Genomic DNA, 21562 nt, shown 5'->3' with positions numbered 1-21562 from the left:
CACCCGACGGCCCATCGTCGTCAAGCGGCTCACCCGCCCGAATACGCCGAGCACCCGGCCGGAAAGCAAGCCCGGCAATCCGCGTCAAAGCCCGCGCCGGGTATCCCTCTGATCGGGCCAGTCGCGTCGTGCCTCCGCCAGCTTCTGGTGTACCTCGGGAGCGAACCGCAACCGCCGTAACGGCCCGCGCCCGATCCGGAAGGAATCCCGGAACGTACGCGAGACGTCCCGGTGGGCCGCATACAGAAAGAGGTTGTCCTCCGACGGACCTAGCAGCGCGCCCAATATCGGGCCCGGGAACGACGAGTCCATGCGGTCATTGGAGACGATCGCAGCACACCGTGCATGAACCTCCGCCAGCCGTGACCGCACCGCTGACAGCACCCAGCGAGAGAACTCGTCGGGGTAGCCGTTGCGGCGATACAACTCGGTGGTGTCGACCCGCTCCACGTGCACGGCGTTTCCTGCCGTCCCGAGAGTCAGCCACAGCAGGGGCACGGACAACCTCGACGACCCCCGCGAGGGCAACTCGGCCAGCGTCCACTCCACAAGACGCAGGTAATCGTCGCGCACGTGGTCCGGCAGCCGGTCCAGGTTCGCGAGGCTCGCGTCATACATGAGCCAACGATCGCCCGGCGGCCCATGGTCGTCAAGCGAGGACCAGAATGCTCTCTGCGGTCTCACCTGGCGTCAGCACCTGATGTTGAATTGCCGCGGCGACGCGCTCCGCATCCACTCGGACACCCTCCCCGTCGTACCGGGCGACGGCTCCTCCTGCCTCAGCCCGCCAGGTTCATCGGTTGCGCCGAACGCCGGGCCGTCGACACGCGCGGCGTGGGCGCCGCGATCGGGCGGTCAGCGGCCCGAGAGTGCGAGGCTGGCGCGGAAGGCCGCGACCTGGCTCGCCGGCGTCGTCGCGCCACCCGCTGCCAGCGCCTCCGTCAGCTCCCGAGGGGGTGTCACGCCGTACTCGGTGAGGTAGTAGCCGAGCGCCTCCGGCCACACCCAGCGGCCGTCGGTGCGGTACCCGCCCGGCACGACCTCGCCGCGCCCCGGCTCGACCAGGTCGGTAAGCCGCTCGGCCCGGCCGGGCACCGCCGCGCCCGCTGCCAACCGCTCGGCCAACATCCGACGCTCCGGCACGGGTACGCGGGGAGCCCCGGACCGGACGAGATCGGTCAGCTGTTCCGCGCCGAGTGCCAGCCGGACCCGGCCCACCTCCGGCGTCCACAGCAGCGCCGCCCCGGCCAGCGCCAGCCGGTGGTACGCCGGGAGCACGTCGCCGGTCCACCACACCTCGACCTGCGGCGCAGGGTCGCCGTCCTCGGCGAGCGAGCGCTGAGTGTCGTACGCGAGGTCCCACGCCGGTACGCCGGGCGCCACCTCGGCGAGGTACACCGGACGGGCTGCGGCCTCTTGGTCCGTTCCCACCCGCCAGGCACGCCAGACGCCCACCACTCCCGGCTCGACGGTGAGCGTCACCATCGCCGTGTCATCGGACGGTTCGGTGAGGCGGTTGGCGAGATCGGCGAGGGAGCGAAGCTCCGGCGGCAGATCGGTCAGGTCGTCGGGGTCGCCGCCGGTCAGATCGAGTCTGGGTGGCACACGTGGGCCTGCCTCCGCCAGCACCGCCGGCCGCACCGGCAGGAACCGGAACGGCCCGACGGCCGACGGGTCGGCGGCCACCGGCACCCGGTCGAACAACTGGGGCTTCCCGCCTGGTACGTCCAGCACGTCCAGGATGTGGGCCAGCAGGTCTCGGTCGGCCGGAGTCAGCGGAACGTCCAGCTCCACCGCCGCCACCGACACGGCGTCCGGCAGATAGCGCAGGTCGCCGCTACCGAAGAGTTCACGGAGCCGAGTGAGCATCTCGTCCGGCACCCGACCGGCGAGCCGCGTCAGCATCCGGTGCACGTCGGCGAAGAACTGGCTTGCGTCGTCCCAGCCGGTTCCGTCCGTCACGGTCTTTCCTCTTCCATCACGATGATCTCGCAGTTGTCCCGGAACTCCTCGGGCAATCCGGCCCGTACCTGCTCGACCAACTCAGGATGATCGGATGTCCGTCGCATCCTCGACCGGGGCGGGAAGACGGCCTCGTCGTCCTCGGCGAACGACGAGAAGACGGAGATGTCGCGCGCCTGCTCGCCGGTCAACAGGTAGACGACCAGCACCTTACCGCCCGACGCCGGGTTCTCCGACATGAACCGCACCGCGACGTCGAGTTGGCGGCTGACGCTGAGGAACTCCCGCGCAATACCAACTGGGAAGGTGGAACTGCCGTAGATCGGCGAGTAGACCGGGGTGATCCAGTCGCCCCGGTAGGCGACCGTCGGGCGTTCCGGGCTGCCGAGGGCGGGTAGCTGCATCATGGCGTCGTGGACCATGTCGGCGTGCCAACGCATCTCGTCGAGCAGTTGTGGTGTCACAGCGTCCAGCTCACGCCGGATCTGCCTCCAGGCAACCGCGGCGTCCCGTTGGGCCCGAAGCTTTTCGAGCCGGGCCTGGCCCTCCTCACGCAGGTTGCCCAGTCGTCTCTCTTCCGCCATTCGGACATTCGCGTCGGCGATCCGGCGGTGGGCGTCCACGTACCGTTGCGCCGGCTCGGCCAGGTCGGATCGGGAGTTGAGATGCCCCTCCCCGACGTGGACCACGGAACGCAGCTTCAGGGGCAGCGGCAAAGCCTTCGTGTCCGCCGTCAGGTTGTCGAGGTAGTTGGTCACCAGCTCGCGGATCTTACGACCGAAGAGCACCTCCATCGGCACGTCTCCGGCCAACCTGGTCCACAGGTGGCCGCGGATCACATTGTTGATCAGGTAGTGGCTGTGCCGGGTGTAGACGGTCAAGGCCATCACGTGCGGCTTCGACAGGCGCTGGCCCAGCTCCCGCACCGCGGCCGAGTCGGTCGGGTCGATGCCGTTGCGCCGCAGCCAGTCGGCCAGGTCCGGGTCCCGGACGTGCCCGCTCTCCAGCTGCGGCCACAACCGGTCGGCGATCTGCGGCACCTTGTGCTGCGTCTCGGAGAAGCCGCGCGGGTCGACGGCGTGCTCCAGGTAGCGGGCCTCGTGCGGGAGGAGCCCGTCAACGCCGACCTCCCTCCGCAACGTCGGCAGGTCGATGTCCGGCAGGGCCCGGTAGAGGTCCACCGCGGTGAACCGGGTGCCCGGCGGACGCACGTCGACCCGCGCGACGCCGGCGATCTCCGATCCGCGCAGGATCTCGAAGAGGCTGTGGTCGCGGGCAGGGAGCATCCAGCCCATCAATCCGCTGAGGAACCGCTCCAGCTGCGGGCCGTCGAGACCGATGAAGCGGGCGGCGGTCAGCATCCGTGCCGTGGTGCCCGAGACACCGTCGATGACCGGGAAGCCGTCCCGACCGACCCACCAGGCCCACGGGCCGCGATCCGTGTGGTGCGCCGTGACGCCCTCCCGCCACGGCAGCTTGCCATGCTCGCCGAGCGGCTCGCCGGTCTTGTTCCGTTCCAGCTGGTCCACGTAGGCCCGCTCGAGCCGTCCCAGCGGCGTGCCGAGGTTCGCGTAGTGGTCCGGGGTGTTCGCCCGCTCCAGCATCTCGGAGTGGCTACGGTTCTGCCGGGGTTTTTGGCTCGCCGTCATCTCGGTCAGGTCGCGGACGCCGTGCTCGGAGTTGCGCGCCACGTTCCCGGTCGCGAAGAAGTCGCGACCGAACTTGAACGTCTTCTGTAGGGCCTCCGGCATCAGCCGGTTCAGGTTGCCGTCGAGCAGCTCGCCCATCCGGCGTACGGACGGCACGTCGACGCCCGCCGCCCGGGCCTGCTCCCAGCGGTCCCCGTCCAACACCGCCCGCAAGGCGTGGGACAGCGTGTGCGGGTTCGCCTGGTTCGTGTACGCGGCGTTGTAGAAGGCGGTCATCGTCTCGCGCAGGTTGCCCTCGCGGATCAGCCGGTCGAAGCCAACCCCGCTGCCGACCTGGCCGGCGCTGTCCTTCGCGTCGTCCCGGAAGAACGCGCTCTCCACGCGGGCCTTCACCTGGGCGGGGGTCTCGCCGGCGCGCGGCTCGGTGAGGTCCACCAGGATGTCCCGCATCCGGGTCAACGCCGTACGGACGGTGTCCAGCACCTCCGGGTCGCGGAAGTAGTACGCGCCGAGGCGCTGCTCGAACTGCGTCGCCTCGTCGGCCCAGCGCGGGTCGTTGAGGAAGCGCTCGAAGTCGAACGGCACCCGCGTGGTCCGGGCCGGGTAGGTCGCGGCGGCCGTCTCGGCCCGCTCCGGCACCGCCAGCTCGGCGGAGTCGGACCGCTCCGGCGCCGTCAGCTCGGCGGGATCTGACCGGTCCGGCACCGGATCGGCGTCGACGCGATCGGGCGCCGCGCCGTCGCTGTCGCGACCCGCCGGCGGGACCGTCTCACCGTCGGCCGCCCGTGCCGGGCCGCCGTCCGCCGGCGAACGGGTGGAGTCGGCGGGAGGCCGTTCCCGGCCGAGCAGGGCGTCCCGGCCGGCGTCGCTGATCCGCCCGTCGAGCAGCCGCGACCGGGCCGCCGCGCCGGGATCGTCCGGGTGCAGGCCGAGGTGGTCGCGGAGGGCCCGCAGCTCGGTCCGGGCGTGCGCGGCCTGCGCCGGATCGCGCAGCAGGTCCGCCAGCACCTCGGCCTCGGCCAGCCGACCGTGGTCGTGCGGGCTGAGCGTGGCGCCGTCGGCCATCGCACCGGGAACGAGGGCGTCCGGGGTGAAGGGGTCCAGCCCACCGTCGGCCCGCTGCCGGATCGCCGTCAGCTCGGCCGCCTCGTGCGCGACGGCGCGGGCGACATTGACATCGCTCGCACGGTCCGACAGTTCGACGCGCCAGCCGCCGCCCTCCGGCGGAACGGTACCGTGCGGCAGGTCCCGCCCCTGCGCATCGATCGGCACGGACCGGGCCACCGCGCCGTCCGGCAGGGCGTCCGCCGGGACCGTGGTCAACTCCAGCCGTACGCCCTTGAGTGGGCTCCCCTCCGGCAGCGCCTCGGTGACCTGGCGCAGGGCGTCGTCACCGAGCTGCCGCACCGCGTCCGGCTCGGGGACGTCCCGGCCGTACCCGTGGAACTCGCCCTCCGGCACCCGGGCGGCGGTGACCGGCGGATGCCCGTCCCCGCTGAGCAGGCTGTGGATCGACGACGGGTCGGGAACCCGGGGCATGCCCTGGGTGTGCGCCGACCGGGGATGCAGCGGACCGGTGTCGCTGATCTCCTTGACGCCCTTCCAGTCCGCGCCGAGCAGCGCGCGCTTGCCGACCCACGACGCTTCCCGGCCGTGGTGGTGGTCGCCCCAGCCGGCCTGGCTGATGTCGAAGGGCGTCGGGTACCGGGCGCTGCCGAAGGAGCTGGTACGGGCGCGTTCGAGGATCTGCTCGGCTGCCTCCCGCTGCCGCTGCACCTCCTGGGCCACCTGCTCCGGATCAGTGGTGCCGTAGCGCTTGCGCAGCCGGTCGGCGTCCACGCTCGGGTCGTCCGTGGCCAGCCGGCGAGCCATGTCGACGTCGGCGTCGAGACCGCGCAGCTCGACCCGGAGCCGGTCGAGTACGGCGCTGGACCGGTGCTCCGTGTTGGGAGCCCAGTCGTAGCCGTCGCGCGCCCAGGCGTACCCGCCGACGGTGGAGGCGGCGTGCACCTCGATCCGCTCGACGCCGGAGTAGCGGTACCAGTCGATGAGGCTGTCGTTGAACTCCCGGGCGAAGCCGTGGCCCTGGACGCGGTCGTCGAGTTTCAGCGAGACGTGCTCCACGAAGAGGCTGCCGTTGTGGTCGCGCTGGAAGGAGCGCACCACCCGCCCGGCGCTCACCCCGTTCGCGTCCTGCACCTCCGCCCGGACCACGACCTCGTTGCGGTGCACGCTGACGCTGTACGGGTCCTCCAGGTCCACCCGGATCCGCAGCCCCGCGAACTCGCGCCCGTCGAGCTGGTCGGCGAACTCCCGCCGGACCGAGTCGCCCCAGGCCGTCGCCTCCTCCTGCGAGCTGGGGATCAGTTCGTCCAGCGAGGGCCGCCGGTCCTCCTGCCGCCACGGCGGGTCGGACCAGATCTCGTCGTGCCGGGAGTGGTCCCGACCGTCCGCCGCGGGAGCGTCGGCGGCTGTGGGACCTTCCGCCTCCGGCACCCGCTCCAACTGGTGCACCGGGTAGCCGCGCTGGGCCAGATCGGCGTCGATCCGCTGGAGATCCGCGCGTACCTGGGCCTGGTGCACCGGGTCCGTCGACGCGCGCAGCTCCTCCAGCGCGATGGAACGCTCGGTGAGCGCCAGGTTTGTCCGCCCGTCGGCAGCAACCGGGTCGGCGGAGGCGCGCTCGGGGCCGTTCGTCCAGGCGGGACGGTCGGCGGCCTCCGGCGTCGACCAGGCCGGCGTCCTCGGTTCCGGCGCACGCTCGGGGGTGCCCCAGGCGGGAGCATCCGACGTCGGACGCGCCTGCCCGGTGTACGGGTCGACGCCCGGCCGCCCCGGCGTCCCGGTGTGACCCGGGTCGGCCTCCGGCGGCCAGCCTCGGCTCGCATACGGGTCGTGGGCCGGCGGGTAGGCCTCGCCGGGCCGCCAGCTCGGGGCCGCCTCGCCGGGGCGCTGGCCCCACTGCTGGGGCTCCGCCGGACGCTGACCCCACTGCTGAGGTTCCGCCGGGCGCTGACCCCACTGCTGAGACTCCGCCGGACGCTGACCCCACTGCTGGGCCTCACCTGGGCGCTGGCCCCACGGGCTGGTGTCGCCGTGAACCGGCTCGCCGGACCGCTGGCCCCACGTCCCGAAGCCGCCCTGGGTCGGCTCCCCTGGCCGCTGCCCGCCCCACTCTCCGAGGCCACCGTGGCTCGGCTCACCGGGGCGCGGAGCCCACGGCTGCGGGGTCGCCGGGTTCGGTTCGGGGGCGTGCGGGGCCGCCTCGCCACCGCCGAAGAGGCCGGTGATCCGGCGCAACGCCCGCGACAGCGCACCGGGCCGGCGCTCCGGCTCCGGGCGGGCCGGCTGCCCGTCGTGGTGCGCACCCGGCCCGTGCGTCGGCGATGGGTCGTGCCATGGGGGTGTGCTGTCGTGGGCAGGCCCGTCGGTTCGCCACGGCGGGGCGGTGTAAGGCGACTGCTGCTCGGGCGGCCAGGCCGCGTCCCCGTCCCGGCGAGGTCCCCACTCCGCCAGCGGCAGCGAGTCGGAGCCGTTCCGGGGTACCGAAGTCTCCGGCGCGGCCTCCTGATCCAGCAGCCGGGGCAGCGACTGCCTGCCGTGCTCCTGCCCGATCGCGTCGAGGTCGATGCCGTACCGGTCGGCGGTCTCCCGCGTCATCGGGCCGTAGAAGGTGCCCTGCCGGCGGTCGTCGGCGATCGGGAAGTTCGCCTCGTCGATCGAGAGGCGGGCCCGATCCAGAACACTCTCCGGGGTGAGCGCCACCAGCTGGTCGAGCAGATGATCGGGGATGGCGGCACGTTCGGCGGGGTTGGGGACGTACCGGTCGAGGATGCTGTCCCGCATCTGTTGCGGGGTCCAGTCCGCCATCTCCTGATAGCCGTCGCTCCGGGGTACGCGCAGATCACCGCCGTGTTGGATCTCCCGGAAGCCGGCCAGCCCGCGCAGGAACTGCTGCTGGACGGCGAACGCCTGGAACTCGCCCTCGAAACGCAGCGGGGCCATGACGTTGAGGAAGACGTCTTCGCCGTATCGCCCCTCGGCCACGCCCTGATCGATGTGGTCGGCCACCAGGTCCGTGCGGGGCTGGAGGCGGTGCATGCTCTCGTGCACCACGGTCGCGGCCACCGCGCTGATCGGCCGGCTCGACCCTCCTGCGTCTCGCGGGTCGACGTAGAGAATCTCGGTTCGTGGGTTGAAGCCGCCCCGGGCGGTCCCCTGGATCCACTTGTCCAGCTCCGGGCTGCGCAGTTCGGGCGGAAGCAGCGCGTCGACGCTCTCCATGTCCTTCGGGACAAGCCGCTCGAACGTACGCGCCGCGTGCCCCTCGAACGTCGGCCCGAGCACGTCACCGATCTTGGCGATCGCGATCGCCTGGTCCATGACGTGGAAGCGGTGGGTCTGCGGGTCGACGCTCACCACCCGGGTGGCCATCTCCACCGAGTTCAGCGGGTCGACGCCGTCGAGGTCCCGCCAACCCGGGTCGGCGTAGTCACCGCCGCGTTCGAAGTCACGCCAGTCCCGGTACTGGTCGGCGTACTCGTTGACGGCTCGGCTCAGGTCGCGGACGCCCTGCACCACGTCACCGAGCCGGCCGCTCTCGCGGGCCGCGTCGGCGGCCGTCTGCAACCGGTCGGCGATACCGCCGATGGCGTCCAGGTCGGCGATCCGGGCCGCCACCGCCGTCTCCGGGTAGCGGCCGAGCAGGTTCTCCTTGGCCCGCTGCACCAGCTCGTGGACCTGTTCGGGCAGCTCGGCGCCGGTCCTCGTACGATGCGGCGGGAAGTTCTCGCTGGGCGCCAACTCCTGGAGGATCGGCGAGTCGCCCGGGCGCGCCGTCTGCTCCGGGTGTACCGCGCCCTCCGGCGTCGCGTTGGGGTCGGCCGGCACGTGGGAGTCGACGACCGCTGCGGTCTCCTCGTGCAGCCGGGTCACCGCCGCGTCGATCTCGGCCTGCGAGCGCGGCACGTACGAGCCGTCCTCCTGCCGTACGGCGAGGTGGTCGCGGGCCCAGCCGCGGACCTGCTCCGGGGTGCCGGCGTCGGCCAGCAGGCCGCGAACGGTGTCCGGCGTGAGCGGCCGGGGCGGCGCGGGATCCGAGGGGGTGGCGTCGCGGAGGGTGACCCGGTCGAGCACCGGCGGGTCGGGGTGCAGGGGTCGTTCCAGCTCGGCCAGCGACGGCTCGTCTGCCCGGCGCGGAGGCTCCTCCGGACGCGGCGCCGCCGCGGTGTCGCGCGGGCTCTCCGGCACCCCGTCGGCCCGCGCGTCGTGCTCGGGCCGGACCGGCGCCGGATCGTTCGCGTCCGGCCCACGCCTCGGCTCCGTCGGGGTGCCGTCGCGGTCCGCGCGCGGCCCGGCGGCATCGTCCCGCTCCGTACGCGGCCCGGCGGCGTCATCCCGCGATGTACGCGGCCCGGCGGTGTCGTCCCGGTCCGTACGCGGCCCGGCGGCGTCATCCCGAGGCCGCTCGGTCCGGGTCGTGCCGTCATTCCGCGCCGTGTCGGTCCGGGACGTGTCGGTGGGCGTCCGATCGGTACGCGGTCCACCGTCGGTGGGCGTCCGATCGGTACGCGGCCCGCTCTCGATGCGTGAGGTGTCGGTCCGGGTCGTTCCGTCGCCACGCGGCGACGGGGGCTCGACCGGCCGGTCGAGCACCTGGTGCAGTTCCCGGTGCAGGGTGCTCCAGGCGTCGCCGAGTTGCCGGTCGACGAAGGCCGCCCGGGTGTTCGGGTCGGTCGGCAGGTGGTCGGGGAGCACCACACCGGCCGGTTCGCGCTGCACCCACTGCCCGTGCTCGACCTCCAGCCCTGGTCGCAGCACCACCGGCTGACCGGGCGGTAGGGACGAGTTGACCTGCAGCGCGACCTGCACGGTGACGCCGTCCGGGTACTCCACGGTGAGCAGCCGCGACGACTCGTCCCAGCTCGCCCGGTGCGGCTGATCCACCGGGCCGGGATCGCGGCCGGTGAGCAGCTCGCCGATGTGCCCGTCGAAGGTCGACCGGACAGCCTCGGGCATCGGCACCGACGGCCCGACCGGACGAGGCTCGACCGGCACCAGCTCGAACGGAACCCGCTCGCCCTCCGGCGTTACGCCGCGTAGCTCCCCCCGGCCGGCCAGGTCGCCGCCTCGGCCTGCATCCGCAGGATCTTGCCGAACGCCTTCCGGTACTGCATGTCCTCCGCCCCGTCCAGCGGTGTCCCCTGGCGGGAGTCCTTCTGGATGACCAGTCGACGATCCTTCTCCGGGAAGCCGAAGCTGTATTCGACCTCCCGACTGTCCTGTCGGATCAGTTCGAAGTCCACCAGAATCGCCATCGCCGGTTCTCCTCGGATACGCGTTGTCCAGGTCCTCCCCGGTACGCCCGGGCGCGACCCGCTCCCAATTGAACAGGCTCTGGGCGTGCGCGTGGGCGTCCGGGTAGGTGGCGTCGGGGTGGACCCGCATGTAGCCCGACTCGGCCAGCTCGTGCTCCAGCAGCACCAGGTCGGGCTCGAGGTGCCGCCCCTCCCGCAGGCGGATCCAGGCCTCCGCGATGTCCTCGTCCGCATCGAACCGGCGCCGTTCCCAACCGTCGGGGTAGTCGCGCAGCGTGTGCTCGTCGAACATCAGGTGCTGCTTGACCCGGGCGATCTCGGCTTGGCTGTAGCCGATGGTGCCGTCGGGGCGCTCCACCTCGGCGAGGTGCGCGGCGATCTCCGGCACGTCCTCCGGGTCGGCCCGGAACCGGTCGTACGCCTTGTTGGCCCACTCCTGGGCCCGCAGCTCGTCGCGGGGTCGGATGGACGCGCCGCTCTGCGCCTCCCCCGCCGTCGGGTCGGCGTGCTGCTCGTCGGCGCGGACCGGCGCGGACGGATCCTCGTGGCGGCTCGGCGGTGGGCCGTGCTCGTCCCGGCCTGTGGGTGCACCGTTCCGGTCGCCCGTGCCGGTGGGCCGGTCCTGGACCGGATCGGTCGGACCGCGCTGACCGTCCCGGCTCGTGGGCGTCTCCGGCCGACTCGTCGGCGCGGAGTGGTCGCGCGGCGACGGCGGACCGTCCGCACGCGGCGGCGTGGGGCTGTCGGTGCGCGGGGTCGTGGGGCTGTCCGCGCGTGGCGGCGTGGGGCTGTCCGCACGTGGCGGCGTGGGCCCGTCGGCACGCGGCGTCGTGGGCCCGTCGGCACGCGGCGTCGTGGGCCCGTCGGCACGCGGCGGCGTGGGGGCGTCCGCGCGCGGCGCGGTGGGGCCTTCGACGCGCGGCGGCGGAGCATCGGTGCGTACCGGCGGCGGGGTGTCGCCCCGGACGGCGGGCCCGGTCTCCACGGGCGGGGCGGTGTCCGGCCGGGCCGGCGGGGCGGTGTCGGCGCGTGCCCCGGAGCGCGGCTCCGTCGGGAACTCCGAATCCGTCCGCGGCGGAGGCGCGTCGCCCGACCGAACCGGATCCGAGTGCGGCCGGGTCGGAGCCGGATCGGTGGGGTGCCGGCCGGTGGTGTCCCGGGGCGACCCGGGCGGCTCCGAGCGGGTGGGTTCGGGTGGCGGGGCGTCGCCCGGCTCGCGCTGCTCCGGCCGGCTCGGGTCGTCCCCGATCCGATCCGGCGCCGTCTCCCGCGTGGAAGGACCCTCCGGGCCACGGTCGCCGGTCGGCCCGCCGTCGGTGGGTGTCCGGTCGCCTGGCGGCGCCGAGTCGGGCGTCGGGCGCTGCGGCGACGCGTCGGTGGGGGTGCGGTCGGCGACCGGCGCACTGTGATCGGTGGTCGGCCGGGTGAGTTCGCCGACCGGCCGCGACGGGTCCGTCGTCCGGATCCCGACATCTCCGGTACGACCGCCGGACGTCGGGTGGGCGGGCTGACGCGGGCCACCTCCGCCGCCTCCGCCGTCCCCACCGCCCGTCCCGCTGACCAGGTTCGTACGCTGCGGGACGTCGGTGCTGGGCAGCTGCGCGAGGGGCGTGTGCGGGGCGGACGGCTCGGACCGGATGACGTCCCCGTCGACCACGTGCGGGGCGGGCGACTGGGTGCTGTCCCGGGAGAGAACCGTCCCGTCGGCGCCGATGCTCCCACCGTCGATCCGGGTGCCGCTGCCGTCGACCCGCTGCCAGGACGCGCCGTACTCGCTGTACGTGACCTGCAGCCCGTCGGCCCGGTCGAACGCGCCGATCCCCTCGGGGAGCACCACGACGTCGTGGCCGATCCGCAGGGTGCTCCCGACGTTGACGGCCTCCATCTTGTTCTGCGCGCCGAAGATCGCGCCGGCCTTGGCGCCCTCGGCCCCGCCGTGCAGGATCTCGGTGACGTTCGCCCCGGTGATGTTCGTGAGGTCGAGCTTGCCCTGCGCGGCGAGCGTCGCCGCCGACATGCCCGCGCCGACCACCCCGCCGCCGACGATGTGCCCGGTGATGCCGCCGAACATCGAGGCGCCGAAGACACCGCCCTGGAGCGTGGACATGCCCAGCTGCCCCAGGTCGAGGCTGGCCCGCTCGCCACCGGCGATCTGGTACATCTGACCGAGCAGGTCACCGGCGCCCATGAAGCCGGCGCCGAAGGCCACCCGGGTGCCCACGTACTTGGCCAGCTCCCGGCTGAACGTGGTGGCGGCGATCTCGCGGGCCGCGTACTGGCCCAGCGCCTCGCGGCTGACCTGTTCGAACACCTCGTTGCCGGCCATCCGGGTCAGCGAGGTGCCGGCCGCGCGTCCGGCGAGGTCGGTGCCGACCCGGGCGCCGAACTTACGGAGCAGCTGCTCCTCGATCTCCTTCGCCAGCTGGTTTCGGGCGGCGAGCAGACCACGCCCGGCGAGCCGACGGGACTCCAGCCCGGCCTCGCGGCCGAGCTGGCGGAGCAGCTCGCGGTTGGTGGCGCTGCGCAGCCACTGCCCGGCCATCCGGTCGGCCACCGAGCGGGCGATCACGTTGCGGGGCAGGACGCCGCGCGCGAAGGTGGTGCCGCCCTGCCGGAGCAGGGTGGGCAGGGTGTGCCGCATGAGCGTGGGCAGCTCGTGCCGGATCAGGTTCGGTAGCTGGGTGGTGACCAGGCGGGGCAGTTGGGTGCGGACCAGATTGGGCAGCTGGGTACGGACCAGGGTGGGCAGCGCCCGGGTCACCAGCGCGGTCGCCTCGGCGAGCGCCGCGCGTACCGAGATGCTGCCGATCGCGCGCATCGCGTTGCTGGCCGCGGCGCCGATCGCCGCGCGACAGGCGGCGAAGGCCCCCGGGATTCCGGCGGTGGAGAGGCCGAGCGACGGAATGGCCGCGGCGACCAGCATGAAGAGCGAGACCGCGAGCATGATCAGGCCGATCAGGGCCATGAACTTCATGAGCTCGACCTGCAGCCCGTAGCTCTGTACGGCCTGCTCCATCGAGGCGAGCGTGTCGACCGATCCGGCCAGCGACTCGATGTACTTGTACCACTGCTCGGCGAAGGCGGCCGACGCGCCGTCACCGGACCAGTTGTTCAGGATGCCGTCGGCCGCGTGTGCGGCCTCCTCGTAGAACGTCCCGAGTGCCTCGGTGGCGTCGGCCCAGGTGTCGGCCAGGTCGTAGACGGCGCCGATGTCGGACTCGGGGATCTTGCCGATCAGGATCTCGCCGACGGTGGAGCGCACCCCGGGGATCGCGGCTTCGAGGTCGGAGAACCACTCCAGAATCTCGGCGAGCGCGTGGTCACTGTCGCTCACGCGCAGTCCTCTCCTTCACCGCCGTGCTTCACGACGGGGCCACGGTCAGCTGCGGCCACCGGCCCGGTTGATCTGGTCGCGGTTGTCGTCGTCGGTGCCGGTGTAGCTCCACATGGCGTCGGCGGCGTACTTGCCGAGCTGGACCATCGCCTCGCCCAGTTTCGGCATGCTGCTCTTGACGGCCTCGTTCATCGGCTGCGCGCCACCGCCGGGCACCTCGATCGACTTGTGGTACGTCTTGAGGAACTCCTCGACGAACTCGTCGCCGCGGGGCAGCGTGCCGTGCCCGGACTCCATGGCCGTGACCGCGTCGAGCTTCGACGTCATGGTCGAGGCGAGCGACTGACCGCTGGCGCTGATGCGGTTGGCGATGCCGATGATGTCGGCGACGCTGGACTTGATCTCGACGAAGCTACTCATCGTCGTCCCCCTTCACGAGCACGTCGGCGTCGTGGCTGTGCAGCAGCTTCTGCAGCTGGTTCCCGCCGGGCGCGATGCGCCGCAGGTCGGGGGCGAGGCTGCCGTCGAGGATCTCCTTGGACTGCTCGGCGGCGTCCTCGACGGCCAGTCGGACGGTGGCCACGATCGTCGCCGCCAGCGCCTTCGAGTTGGGGTGCCGGAAGACCCGCGGGTCGATCTCGAGTTCGAGCAGGTGACCTCGGGGCCCGACCACCGCCTTGATGGTCTGGTCGTCCGACCAGGCCGTGCCGGTGACCTTGAGCATCTTGCTCTGCACCTCGTCCATTCCGGACCAGGCCTTCTTGAGGTCACCGATCATGGCGCTCAACGCGCCGAAGTTCGGTCGCTCCTCCATCGCCCCTCCCCCAAGGTCGCCGACGGAAGCCTATCGAAATCCCTGCCGTCCGACCGCCCCGCTGGTGCCGCGATGCGGGTCGCCGGTGGCGCTACGACCGGGCCGGCCGCCTCCACCGTGGATGGAGGCGGCCCGTCCCGCCCGTCACATGCCGGCGGCGATCGCCTGATCGACCTGCTGCATCCGCTCGGCCGAGGCACCGAGCTTGACACCGACGCGCATCAGCGCGCTCTTGATCTCTTCGGCGCCCTGGTTCCACTTCTGCTGGGCCTCGTTGCAGGCCTGGCCCGCGGCACCCTGCCAGTCCGCGGCGAAGAGCTGCTGGAACTGGCCGTACAGGTCCTGGAGAGCACCGTCCATGTGGCCCTGGTAGGTGCCGATGGCCGTCGCCACGTCCGAGATCTGGCCGAAGTTGTAAGTGATGGGACTGGTCACTGATTTCTCACCTCTCGCTCGTCGCTTGCGGCCTCAGCCACGCAGGATGCTCATCACGCTGGTGTCGCCGGTCTCGGCGGCGGCGTTACGGATCTCGGTCGCCGCGTCCTCGTCGTTCATCCCGTACTGCGTCGCGGCGTTGGTCATCTTGCCGGACAGCTCGTCGAGCGCCGTGATGATCGTCCGCAGACCGTCGTTGAGCTGAACTGACACGTCCTGCAGGGCGTTGTTCGCCGAGCCCCGCATTCCCCCGCCGCCCAGGGTCTGGATCCGCTCGATGAGCTGAGCCATTCCCTGCGCGAGACCCTCACCGGTGTCGTTGCACCGCTGCGCCATCGCGTTGAGCTGTTCCTGGGTGGCGTGAACCTGACCCAGTCCTGGAGTGTCGGTCAAGGTGGACTCACCCGCTCCTCTGCTCGCGCCCCCCGTTCAGGGAAGCGTCCCCTTGATGTGGTGGCCTAGTACGGCCGATGCTGACGGTAGCGTCCCGTGCCGAATCGGGCTACCTCGATCGGTCCGATGTGGTGGATGATGACAGGTCGTGACCGTTCGCCGTTACCCGCGCGTTGCTGACAGAAGCTAGTCTGGGCATCGATCTGTGCACACTCGGGCGGGGGCCCGCCGCACCAGGGGAGGGTCGGTGGCGGAGGAAAATCCTTACCAGCGGGAGACTGATCTCAACACCCGCACGGACTGGCTCGCCGATCAGAAGCCGGTCGACGTCGACATCGACGGCATGGTCGACTACGGCAAGAACATGGTCACCATCCAGGAGAACCTGCAGAACCACGGTGGCCAGTTGAGCCTGCTGGCGGAGCTGCCGAACAGCGCCTGGGAAGGCGCGGTGCTGCCCGAGGCCGGATACATCAAGGGCCAGATGGCGGGCAACTACGGCGAGCTGCAGCGCTACATCACCTACCTGGGCACGGCGCTGACCAACACCGGCATGGCGGCACAGACCATCGCCGACGCCTACTCCTCGACCGACGGCTTCTCCGCGGCGTCGCTGGACGCGGTGCGGTTCGCCTTCGGCGACGCGAACGCGCCGCGGCCGCCGGGCCTGCCCCCCTTCGTCACCGGCAAGACCTACTGGGACCAGCAATTCGAGTCGTTGTCCGCGACCGACCAGGGCGGGGGCGGGGAGCAGCAGAAGTTCACCGACACCGGCCAGCCGACGGTCAACCCCGACGGGAGCGTCACCCACACGTCGCTCGCCGAGGACGGCAGCGTGCGTACTCTCACCACCCAGACGCTGCCGGGCGGCGGGACGTTGACCACGATCGTCACCAAGGACCCGTCCGGCAAGGTGACCAGCACCAGCAGCAGCCGGACCACCACGGTCGTGCGGGACGACTCGACGATCACCACGACCACCAACTACGACGCGAACGGCAAGACGACCGGCGGCAGCCGGCAGACCACCACGTACGGCGAGGACGGCAGCAACAGCCGGACCGACGAGCAGCTGGACGCCGAAGGCGAAACGACGTCCAGGTCGGTCGACCGGCAGAACGCCGACGGCACCCGGCACGTCACGGAGAGCGACGGCGAGGGCAACGTCACCCAGGAGCTGCACGTCGGGCAGAACACCGACGGGGTGGATCCCAGCGAGGTCTGCGACTCGCCGACCAGGAACGCCCTGGACGAGATCAAGCGGCACGACTACGGCATCTGAGCCAGGGAGGAAAGACGCCATGGCGGACTACTGGGGTGCCCGCGCGATCTATCCACACGGCGGCCCCAGCGGCGAGGGCACCCGCTACGTCACTCCGCCGCAGCAGACCGATCTGCAGTTCACCCCACCCCCGTCCGACGAGGGCGGGGCCACGATCGAGGCGGTTCGCCAGCAGGTGTTGGGCCAGCACCCGGAGGACATCTCCGCGCTGGCCGACCAGTGGCAGAACGCCTACAACCTGCTGCAGAGCATCCACCAGCAGCTCTTCAACGCCAGCCAGGCGCTGCACGACGAGACCTGGAAGTCACCGCAGGCGCGGGACGCCTTCCTGCAGGCTGGTCCGGGTAAGACCCTGGCCTACCTCGACGAGTGGATGGACGCCACGCTCAACAACGTCGCCGCGCTGCGGGCGATGGTGGGCATCGCCCGCGACTCCCGGGCGGAGATGGACCGGCTCTGGACGGAGTACCAGAACGCCATCGACGACGCCAAGAACGCGGACGGCTGGACACAGTTCTCCGAGGGCTTCAAGCAGGGCTTCACCCTGGGTCTCTACGACGGTGAGAAGGGCATCCAGGCGGCCGAGGCCGAGGCGGTCCAGGAGAAGCAGAAGGAGTACAACCGCAAGGCACAGCAGTTGGCCCACCAGACGGCCAACGAGTACTTCGACACCATGAGCAAGGTGAGCGGCGGGCACGGTCCGCCGTTCTTCCCGATGGACGCCGTGCTCAACCTGGTGGGTCACCCGCCGTGGCGCGGCCCGACCGGGGTTCCGCCGGTGGCACCCCCGCCGGTCGCGCCTCCGCCGGTTGCGAAGCCGCCCGTCGCGAAGCCGCCCGTGCCGGTCAAGGCGGTGCCCAGGCCGACCGATCCGGCGGAGATCCAGAAGCAGATCCTGGAGAAGATGCAGCCGCCACCGACGGTGGTGACCCCGACGCCGACGCCGTCGGTGGCCCCGCCGCCGGTCGCGACGCCCCCCATGGTCGTGCCTCCGCCGGTCCGGACCGGCCCGCCGGCGACGAGCGTGCCGCGGCCCAGCGTGACGCGTCCGCCGGGGCTCGACGGGCTGAACGCCGCTGAACGCGGCGCGATGCGCAACGGGGTGATCCGGGGCGGCACGGGCGCGCCCGTGGCGGAGCCACCGCAGGCCTCGCTGCGCTCCCCCGGCGCCACCGCCACCCCACCCCCGGCCGGTGGACGGTCCGCACCGCCGAACGCCTTGCGCTCGCCGGGGGCGTCGGCGAACGCCACGCCGCCGCCGGCCGGAACCCGGGGCAATCCCGGCCAGACGGGTGCCCCGCCGGCGTCGACCACGCGTCGGCCGGGTGCGCCCGGCACGACGAGCGAGTCCACCACCGGCCGTACGCCGGGCCGGCCAGGGGCGCCCGGTGCCGAGCAGTTCGCGCCGCGCAGCAACGCCACCGCCCCGCCGGTGCTGCAGAATCGGCAGCCCACGAAGGGCCGGCCGGGGACGGGACTGCCCTCCGACGGGCACGGCAGCTCGACGCCGACCCGCCCGGGCACCTCCCCATCGGTGCTGGGCAACTCGGCCAAGGGCGGCAGCACGCCACCGGCGACGCCGGCCCGGTCGAGGCGGGACCAGGAGCGTACGACCCGGCCCGTGCAGCCGGGCGGCGAGTGGCTGGGCGACGGTCAGCCGGAAGGTGTCGCGCCGGTGCTCGACGGGCCGGTGGCGCCGCCGACGGGTGCGCGGGTGTCCCGGCTGGAGGAGGTGCCGAGCAGCCTGCGGGGCCGTCCGGCGGCGAGCGGGCCGGCGCGTCCGGCCCGCGGTGGCCAGGCCGTTCCTCCGGAGCTGGCGAAGCGCCGGACGAGCATCCCCGAGCAGGCAGCACACCGGGACGAGCAGGACGAGCTGAAGATCGTCACGGACGAGCAGGCGTTCAGCGTGGAGACGCCGGGCGGCGGGGTCGTCGGTCGGCAGGCGGAGGACCGCTCGTACCGGCCGGAGCCGAAGACCGCGCTCGGCGGCGGTAACTGAGTGACGCGTTCCCGGCCGGCTCGCCGGCCGGGAACCGTCAGCTCCAGCTGTTGCCCGTCAGCTTCTCGTAGACCTCGACGTAGCGGGCCCGGGTCGCCTCGACCACCTCGGTCGGCACGTCCGGCGCGGGCGCCTGCTTGTTCCAGCCGCTGTTGACGGCCCAGTCCCGCACGTACTGCTTGTCGTAGGAGAACTGGACCCGCCCCGGCTGGTACGACTCGGCCGGCCAGAAGCGGGACGAGTCCGAGGTGAGCAGCTCGTCGCCGAGGAGCAGGCTGCCGTCCGGCGCCCAGCCCAGCTCGAGTTTCGTGTCGGCGATCAGGATGCCCCGGTCGGCGGCGATCTCGGCACCGCGGCGGTAGACGTCGATGGTGATCTGACGCAGCCGCTCGGCGAGCGACTCACCGACCTTGGCCACCACGTCCGCGTAGGTGATCGGTTCGTCGTGCTCGCCGGCCGGCGCCTTCGTGGACGGCGTGAAGATCGGCTCAGGCAGGATCGAGGCCTCGCCCAGGCCCCGGGGCAGCTGAACACCGGAGACCATGCCGGTGCGCTCGTACTCCCTGAGCCCCCCGCCGGTGAGGTACCCGCGCGCGACGCACTCGACCGGCACCATCTCCAGCCGTCGGCAGCGGATCGCCCGGCCGGCGAACTCGGCGGGCACGTCGCTGGCCGAGATGACGTGGTTCGGTACCAGATCCGACAGCTGCTCGAACCACCAGAGCGAGAGCGCCGTGAGCAGCTTGCCCTTGTCGGGAATGGGTGTCGGCAGCACCACGTCGTAGATCGAGATCCGGTCGGAGGCGACCAGGATCAGGTCGTCGCCGTCGGCGTACACGTCCCGGACCTTGCCCGAGTGCAGAAGTTCCACGCGGCCTAGTAGACCACGCGGCACACGTACGGCGGTCAGGGTGGCCCGAGCGCATCGATGCGTACGCCAGTGGTGCGCGGCGGCTCTGCCCGGACGGACGTTGACACCTTCGGGCGGTGCCTGCGTGAATGATCCGATCGTCCCCAACGTCTCGTCCCGGGAGTCCCGCGTGCCCGTTTCCCGACCGCCGGTGCCGGCAGCCGACCCCGGCCGGCGCCGCGTGCTCGCCGCGCTACTGGGTGCGCCGTTCCTCGCGGCCGGCGGGCTCACGGGCTGCACCTCCGGGCCGGCCACGACCCCCACCGGGGACGGGCCGATCGAGTTGTCGGTCTTCTGGTGGGGCGGACCGGACCGCGCGAAGCTGACCGAGCAGGCGCTGCGTCTCTACAGCGAACGCAACCCGCGGGTGAGTTTCCGGGTGACCTGGCAGGGCATCGACGGCTACTACGGGCGGCTGGCCACCCAGGCCGCCGGCGGCAACGTGCCGGACCTGATCCAGCTGGACGACAGCATCCTGACCGAGTACGCCGATCGGGAGATCATCCGCGACCTCACCGACCACGTCGCGGACAACCGGCTGGATCTGCGCAACCTTCCCCAAGGGCTGGCCCAGTACGGCCAGGTGGCGGGCCGGACGATGGCGGTGGCCGCCGGGCAGACCGCCGCAGCGGTGATCTTCAACCGGGACCTGCTGAGTGAACTGCGGGTACCCGAGCCACGCACCGGAATGTCCTGGGACGAGTACGTCGACTGGGCCGAGCAGGTGACGGAGGCGAGCAGGGGGCGGGTGGCCGGCAGCACGGATCCGTCCGGTGACTACCGGGCGTTGTGGCTCTGGCTGCGGGGGCGCGGCGGGGAGTTCTACCGGGGCCGGCAGCTCGCCTTCGGTGTGGAGGAGCTGGTCGGCTGGTTCGAGCTGTGGCGTCGGGCGCGCGCCGGGCGAGCCACCCCGAGCGCCGCGCTGGTCGAGCAGACCGACAGCGGCGAGCCGGCCCAGCAGCTCGTCGTGTCGGGGTTGACCGCCGCCTCCTTCGCCTGGTCGCACCAGCTGCCCGAGCTGCAACGCCTCACCCGGGCCGGGCTGGGGCTGATCGCCTTTCCCGGCTCCCCCACCAGTCAGTGGCCGCGGGCCTCGATGTACTGGGCGGTCTTCCGGGGAAGCCGCGACCCCGAGACGGCGATCGACGTGATCAACTTTCTGACCAGCGACGTCGCGGCGGGAGCCCTCCTAGGGCACGAGCGCGGCCTCACCCCGAACCAGGCCGTCCGGCGGGCTGTCGAGGGCAGCATCACCGATCCGGCGCAGCGGCGCGCCGCCGCCCTAGGTGGCCTTCTGGGCGCGGCCCCCGGCCCCGCCCCGGCGCCACCGCCGCGGGGGCACGCCCAGGTTCGCAGCCTGCTGGTCGCGGCGGCCGAGAGCGTCCGCTCCGGTGACAGCGGCGCCCGGGCGGCCGCGACCCGCTTCCTGGCCCAGGCCGACGCTGCCCTGACCAGCTGAGCCGGCCGGGGGCGGCACCGCGACGTCACACGTCGGCGCCGCCGCGTCGGTCAGCGCCGCGGACCGCGACGGTTGCGGGTCAGGCGTAGCAGCAGGAGGACGATCACCACGACGACCGCGAGGCAGCAGAGCGCCCCGAGGAAGCCGAAACCGATTCCGCCCCGCGAACGCCGTCGCGCGGCCTCCACCACCAGCTCGCCCGTCCCGGTCGACGCCCACGCGGCCACCGGTACGAACACCGAGAGCACGACCGCGCCGAGGACCGCGCCGAGTCGGCTCCACCACTTGCCGAAAGAAGACATGCTGACATCCTCGCCGAAGGCCGCAACCAGGGCAGCATCGGTGCCTAGAAGGTCCCGGCCGGGACGGCCACCGCCCCCGACGCTCGGTCGACGCGCCGGGCGTCGAGCCCGGTCAGCCGCAGGAGAGGCCGTCGAAGTCGTCCTCGTCGGCGCGAGTCATCTCGAACGTCAGCGGCGGCGAGTCCGACCCGGTGGTGGTGCCATCGGCGCCGAGCGTGGTCAACGAGGTACGGATTCGCACCAGATCGCCGTCCCACTCGCCGTGGAGCTCGTTCAGCTGTGGCCCCGGGCCTTCGATCTCTGATCGGGTGTGCAGCGAGAAGCGGGTCCCGCGGTAGTTACGGGCGTCTCCCCACAGCTCGTAGGTCTCGGTCCGCCCCGCGGCGCAGACCTTGGCGACGCCCACCATGCCGGGGCAGTCGCCACAGCGGTCGGTCGCGCTCGGCGGGTCGTCGTCGAGGCGCAGCACGATCCGTCGATCGTCGGCCGGCCCGTACGGCACCGTGCCCTGCCAGTGACCCGTCAGCGCCGGCCGGCCCGGCAGGGAGAGGGCCCACGGATTCGCGGCCCAGTGCAAGCCGTAGACAGCGCCGACACCGACGACGATCAGCGCGGTGAACAGGACGAAGAAGCGTAGCTTGTTGGGCTTGCGACGCCCCTGCGGTCGGACTGCCATCCGGATCTCCTTCAGGTTGCCCACACCGTA

At 72.4% G+C, this 21562-nt stretch carries 13 protein-coding genes; 3 read left to right on the top strand and 10 right to left on the bottom strand.

The annotated features are described in order from the left end of the window. Positions 1 to 84: 84 nt before the first annotated feature. The 7 genes from D7147_RS18345 to D7147_RS18315 all read right to left on the bottom strand — a co-directional run bounded on the left by D7147_RS18345 (position 85) and on the right by D7147_RS18315 (position 14904). A complete protein-coding gene (locus D7147_RS18345; protein WP_120679263.1) occupies positions 85 to 618 on the bottom strand; it encodes a hypothetical protein in 534 nt (177 codons plus the stop codon). Between the two features lie 237 nt (positions 619 to 855). After that, entirely contained in the window at positions 856 to 1962 is a 1107-nt protein-coding gene (locus tag D7147_RS18340; protein ID WP_120679261.1) for a hypothetical protein, read from the bottom strand. Next, the gene (locus D7147_RS18335) at positions 1959 to 13262 is read right to left on the bottom strand and encodes a WXG100-like domain-containing protein (protein ID WP_120679259.1); all 11304 of its coding nucleotides are present in this window, start codon (positions 13260 to 13262) and stop codon (positions 1959 to 1961) included. The genes D7147_RS18340 and D7147_RS18335 overlap by 4 nt, the downstream gene beginning before the upstream one ends. Before the next feature lie 45 nt (positions 13263 to 13307). Further along, entirely contained in the window at positions 13308 to 13682 is a 375-nt protein-coding gene (locus tag D7147_RS18330) for a hypothetical protein (RefSeq protein WP_120679257.1), read from the bottom strand. Beyond that, complete coding sequence (locus D7147_RS18325) at positions 13675 to 14076, bottom strand: YbaB/EbfC family nucleoid-associated protein (RefSeq protein WP_120679255.1); 402 nt, start codon at positions 14074 to 14076, stop codon at positions 13675 to 13677. The genes D7147_RS18330 and D7147_RS18325 overlap by 8 nt, the downstream gene beginning before the upstream one ends. A gap of 144 nt (positions 14077 to 14220) precedes the next feature. Next, entirely contained in the window at positions 14221 to 14511 is a 291-nt protein-coding gene (locus tag D7147_RS18320; protein ID WP_120679253.1) for a WXG100 family type VII secretion target, read from the bottom strand. A 33-nt stretch (positions 14512 to 14544) separates the two neighbouring features. Then, a complete protein-coding gene (locus D7147_RS18315) occupies positions 14545 to 14904 on the bottom strand; it encodes a WXG100 family type VII secretion target (RefSeq protein WP_233563209.1) in 360 nt (119 codons plus the stop codon). 247 nt (positions 14905 to 15151) lie between these two features. Between D7147_RS18315 and D7147_RS18310 the strand changes: the two genes are divergently transcribed. Both D7147_RS18310 and D7147_RS18305 read left to right on the top strand, forming a co-directional pair. Then, positions 15152 to 16186 carry a hypothetical protein gene (locus D7147_RS18310; RefSeq protein ID WP_120679249.1) on the top strand — a complete coding sequence of 345 codons (1035 nt, stop codon included), beginning with the start codon at positions 15152 to 15154 and terminating at the stop codon, positions 16184 to 16186. Positions 16187 to 16205: 19 nt separating this feature from the next. Next, positions 16206 to 18185 (top strand): hypothetical protein, encoded by a 1980-nt coding sequence (locus D7147_RS18305; protein WP_120679247.1) that lies wholly within the window; start codon positions 16206 to 16208, stop codon positions 18183 to 18185. Positions 18186 to 18222: 37 nt separating this feature from the next. Here D7147_RS18305 and D7147_RS18300 read toward each other — a convergent pair whose 3' ends face one another. Then, positions 18223 to 19056: a phosphoribosylaminoimidazolesuccinocarboxamide synthase gene (locus tag D7147_RS18300; RefSeq protein WP_120679245.1), complete on the bottom strand. Its 834-nt coding sequence runs from the start codon at positions 19054 to 19056 to the stop codon at positions 18223 to 18225. 124 nt (positions 19057 to 19180) lie between these two features. Here D7147_RS18300 and D7147_RS18295 point away from each other — a divergent pair, with 124 nt between their 5' ends. Next, positions 19181 to 20554 carry an ABC transporter substrate-binding protein gene (locus tag D7147_RS18295; protein WP_233563207.1) on the top strand — a complete coding sequence of 458 codons (1374 nt, stop codon included), beginning with the start codon at positions 19181 to 19183 and terminating at the stop codon, positions 20552 to 20554. A 50-nt stretch (positions 20555 to 20604) separates the two neighbouring features. Here D7147_RS18295 and D7147_RS18290 read toward each other — a convergent pair whose 3' ends face one another. Both D7147_RS18290 and D7147_RS18285 read right to left on the bottom strand, forming a co-directional pair. Beyond that, entirely contained in the window at positions 20605 to 20856 is a 252-nt protein-coding gene (locus D7147_RS18290) for a hypothetical protein (RefSeq protein WP_120679243.1), read from the bottom strand. A 112-nt stretch (positions 20857 to 20968) separates the two neighbouring features. Continuing rightward, positions 20969 to 21532 carry a hypothetical protein gene (locus D7147_RS18285; RefSeq protein WP_147437410.1) on the bottom strand — a complete coding sequence of 188 codons (564 nt, stop codon included), beginning with the start codon at positions 21530 to 21532 and terminating at the stop codon, positions 20969 to 20971. Positions 21533 to 21562: the final 30 nt, after the last annotated feature.

The sequence above is a fragment of the Micromonospora musae genome, assembly GCF_003626545.1.
GTDB classification, from domain to species: domain Bacteria; phylum Actinomycetota; class Actinomycetes; order Mycobacteriales; family Micromonosporaceae; genus Micromonospora; species Micromonospora musae.
The sequence above is the reverse complement of the archived record's forward strand: the minus strand, read 5'-3'. Positions and strand labels throughout refer to the sequence as shown.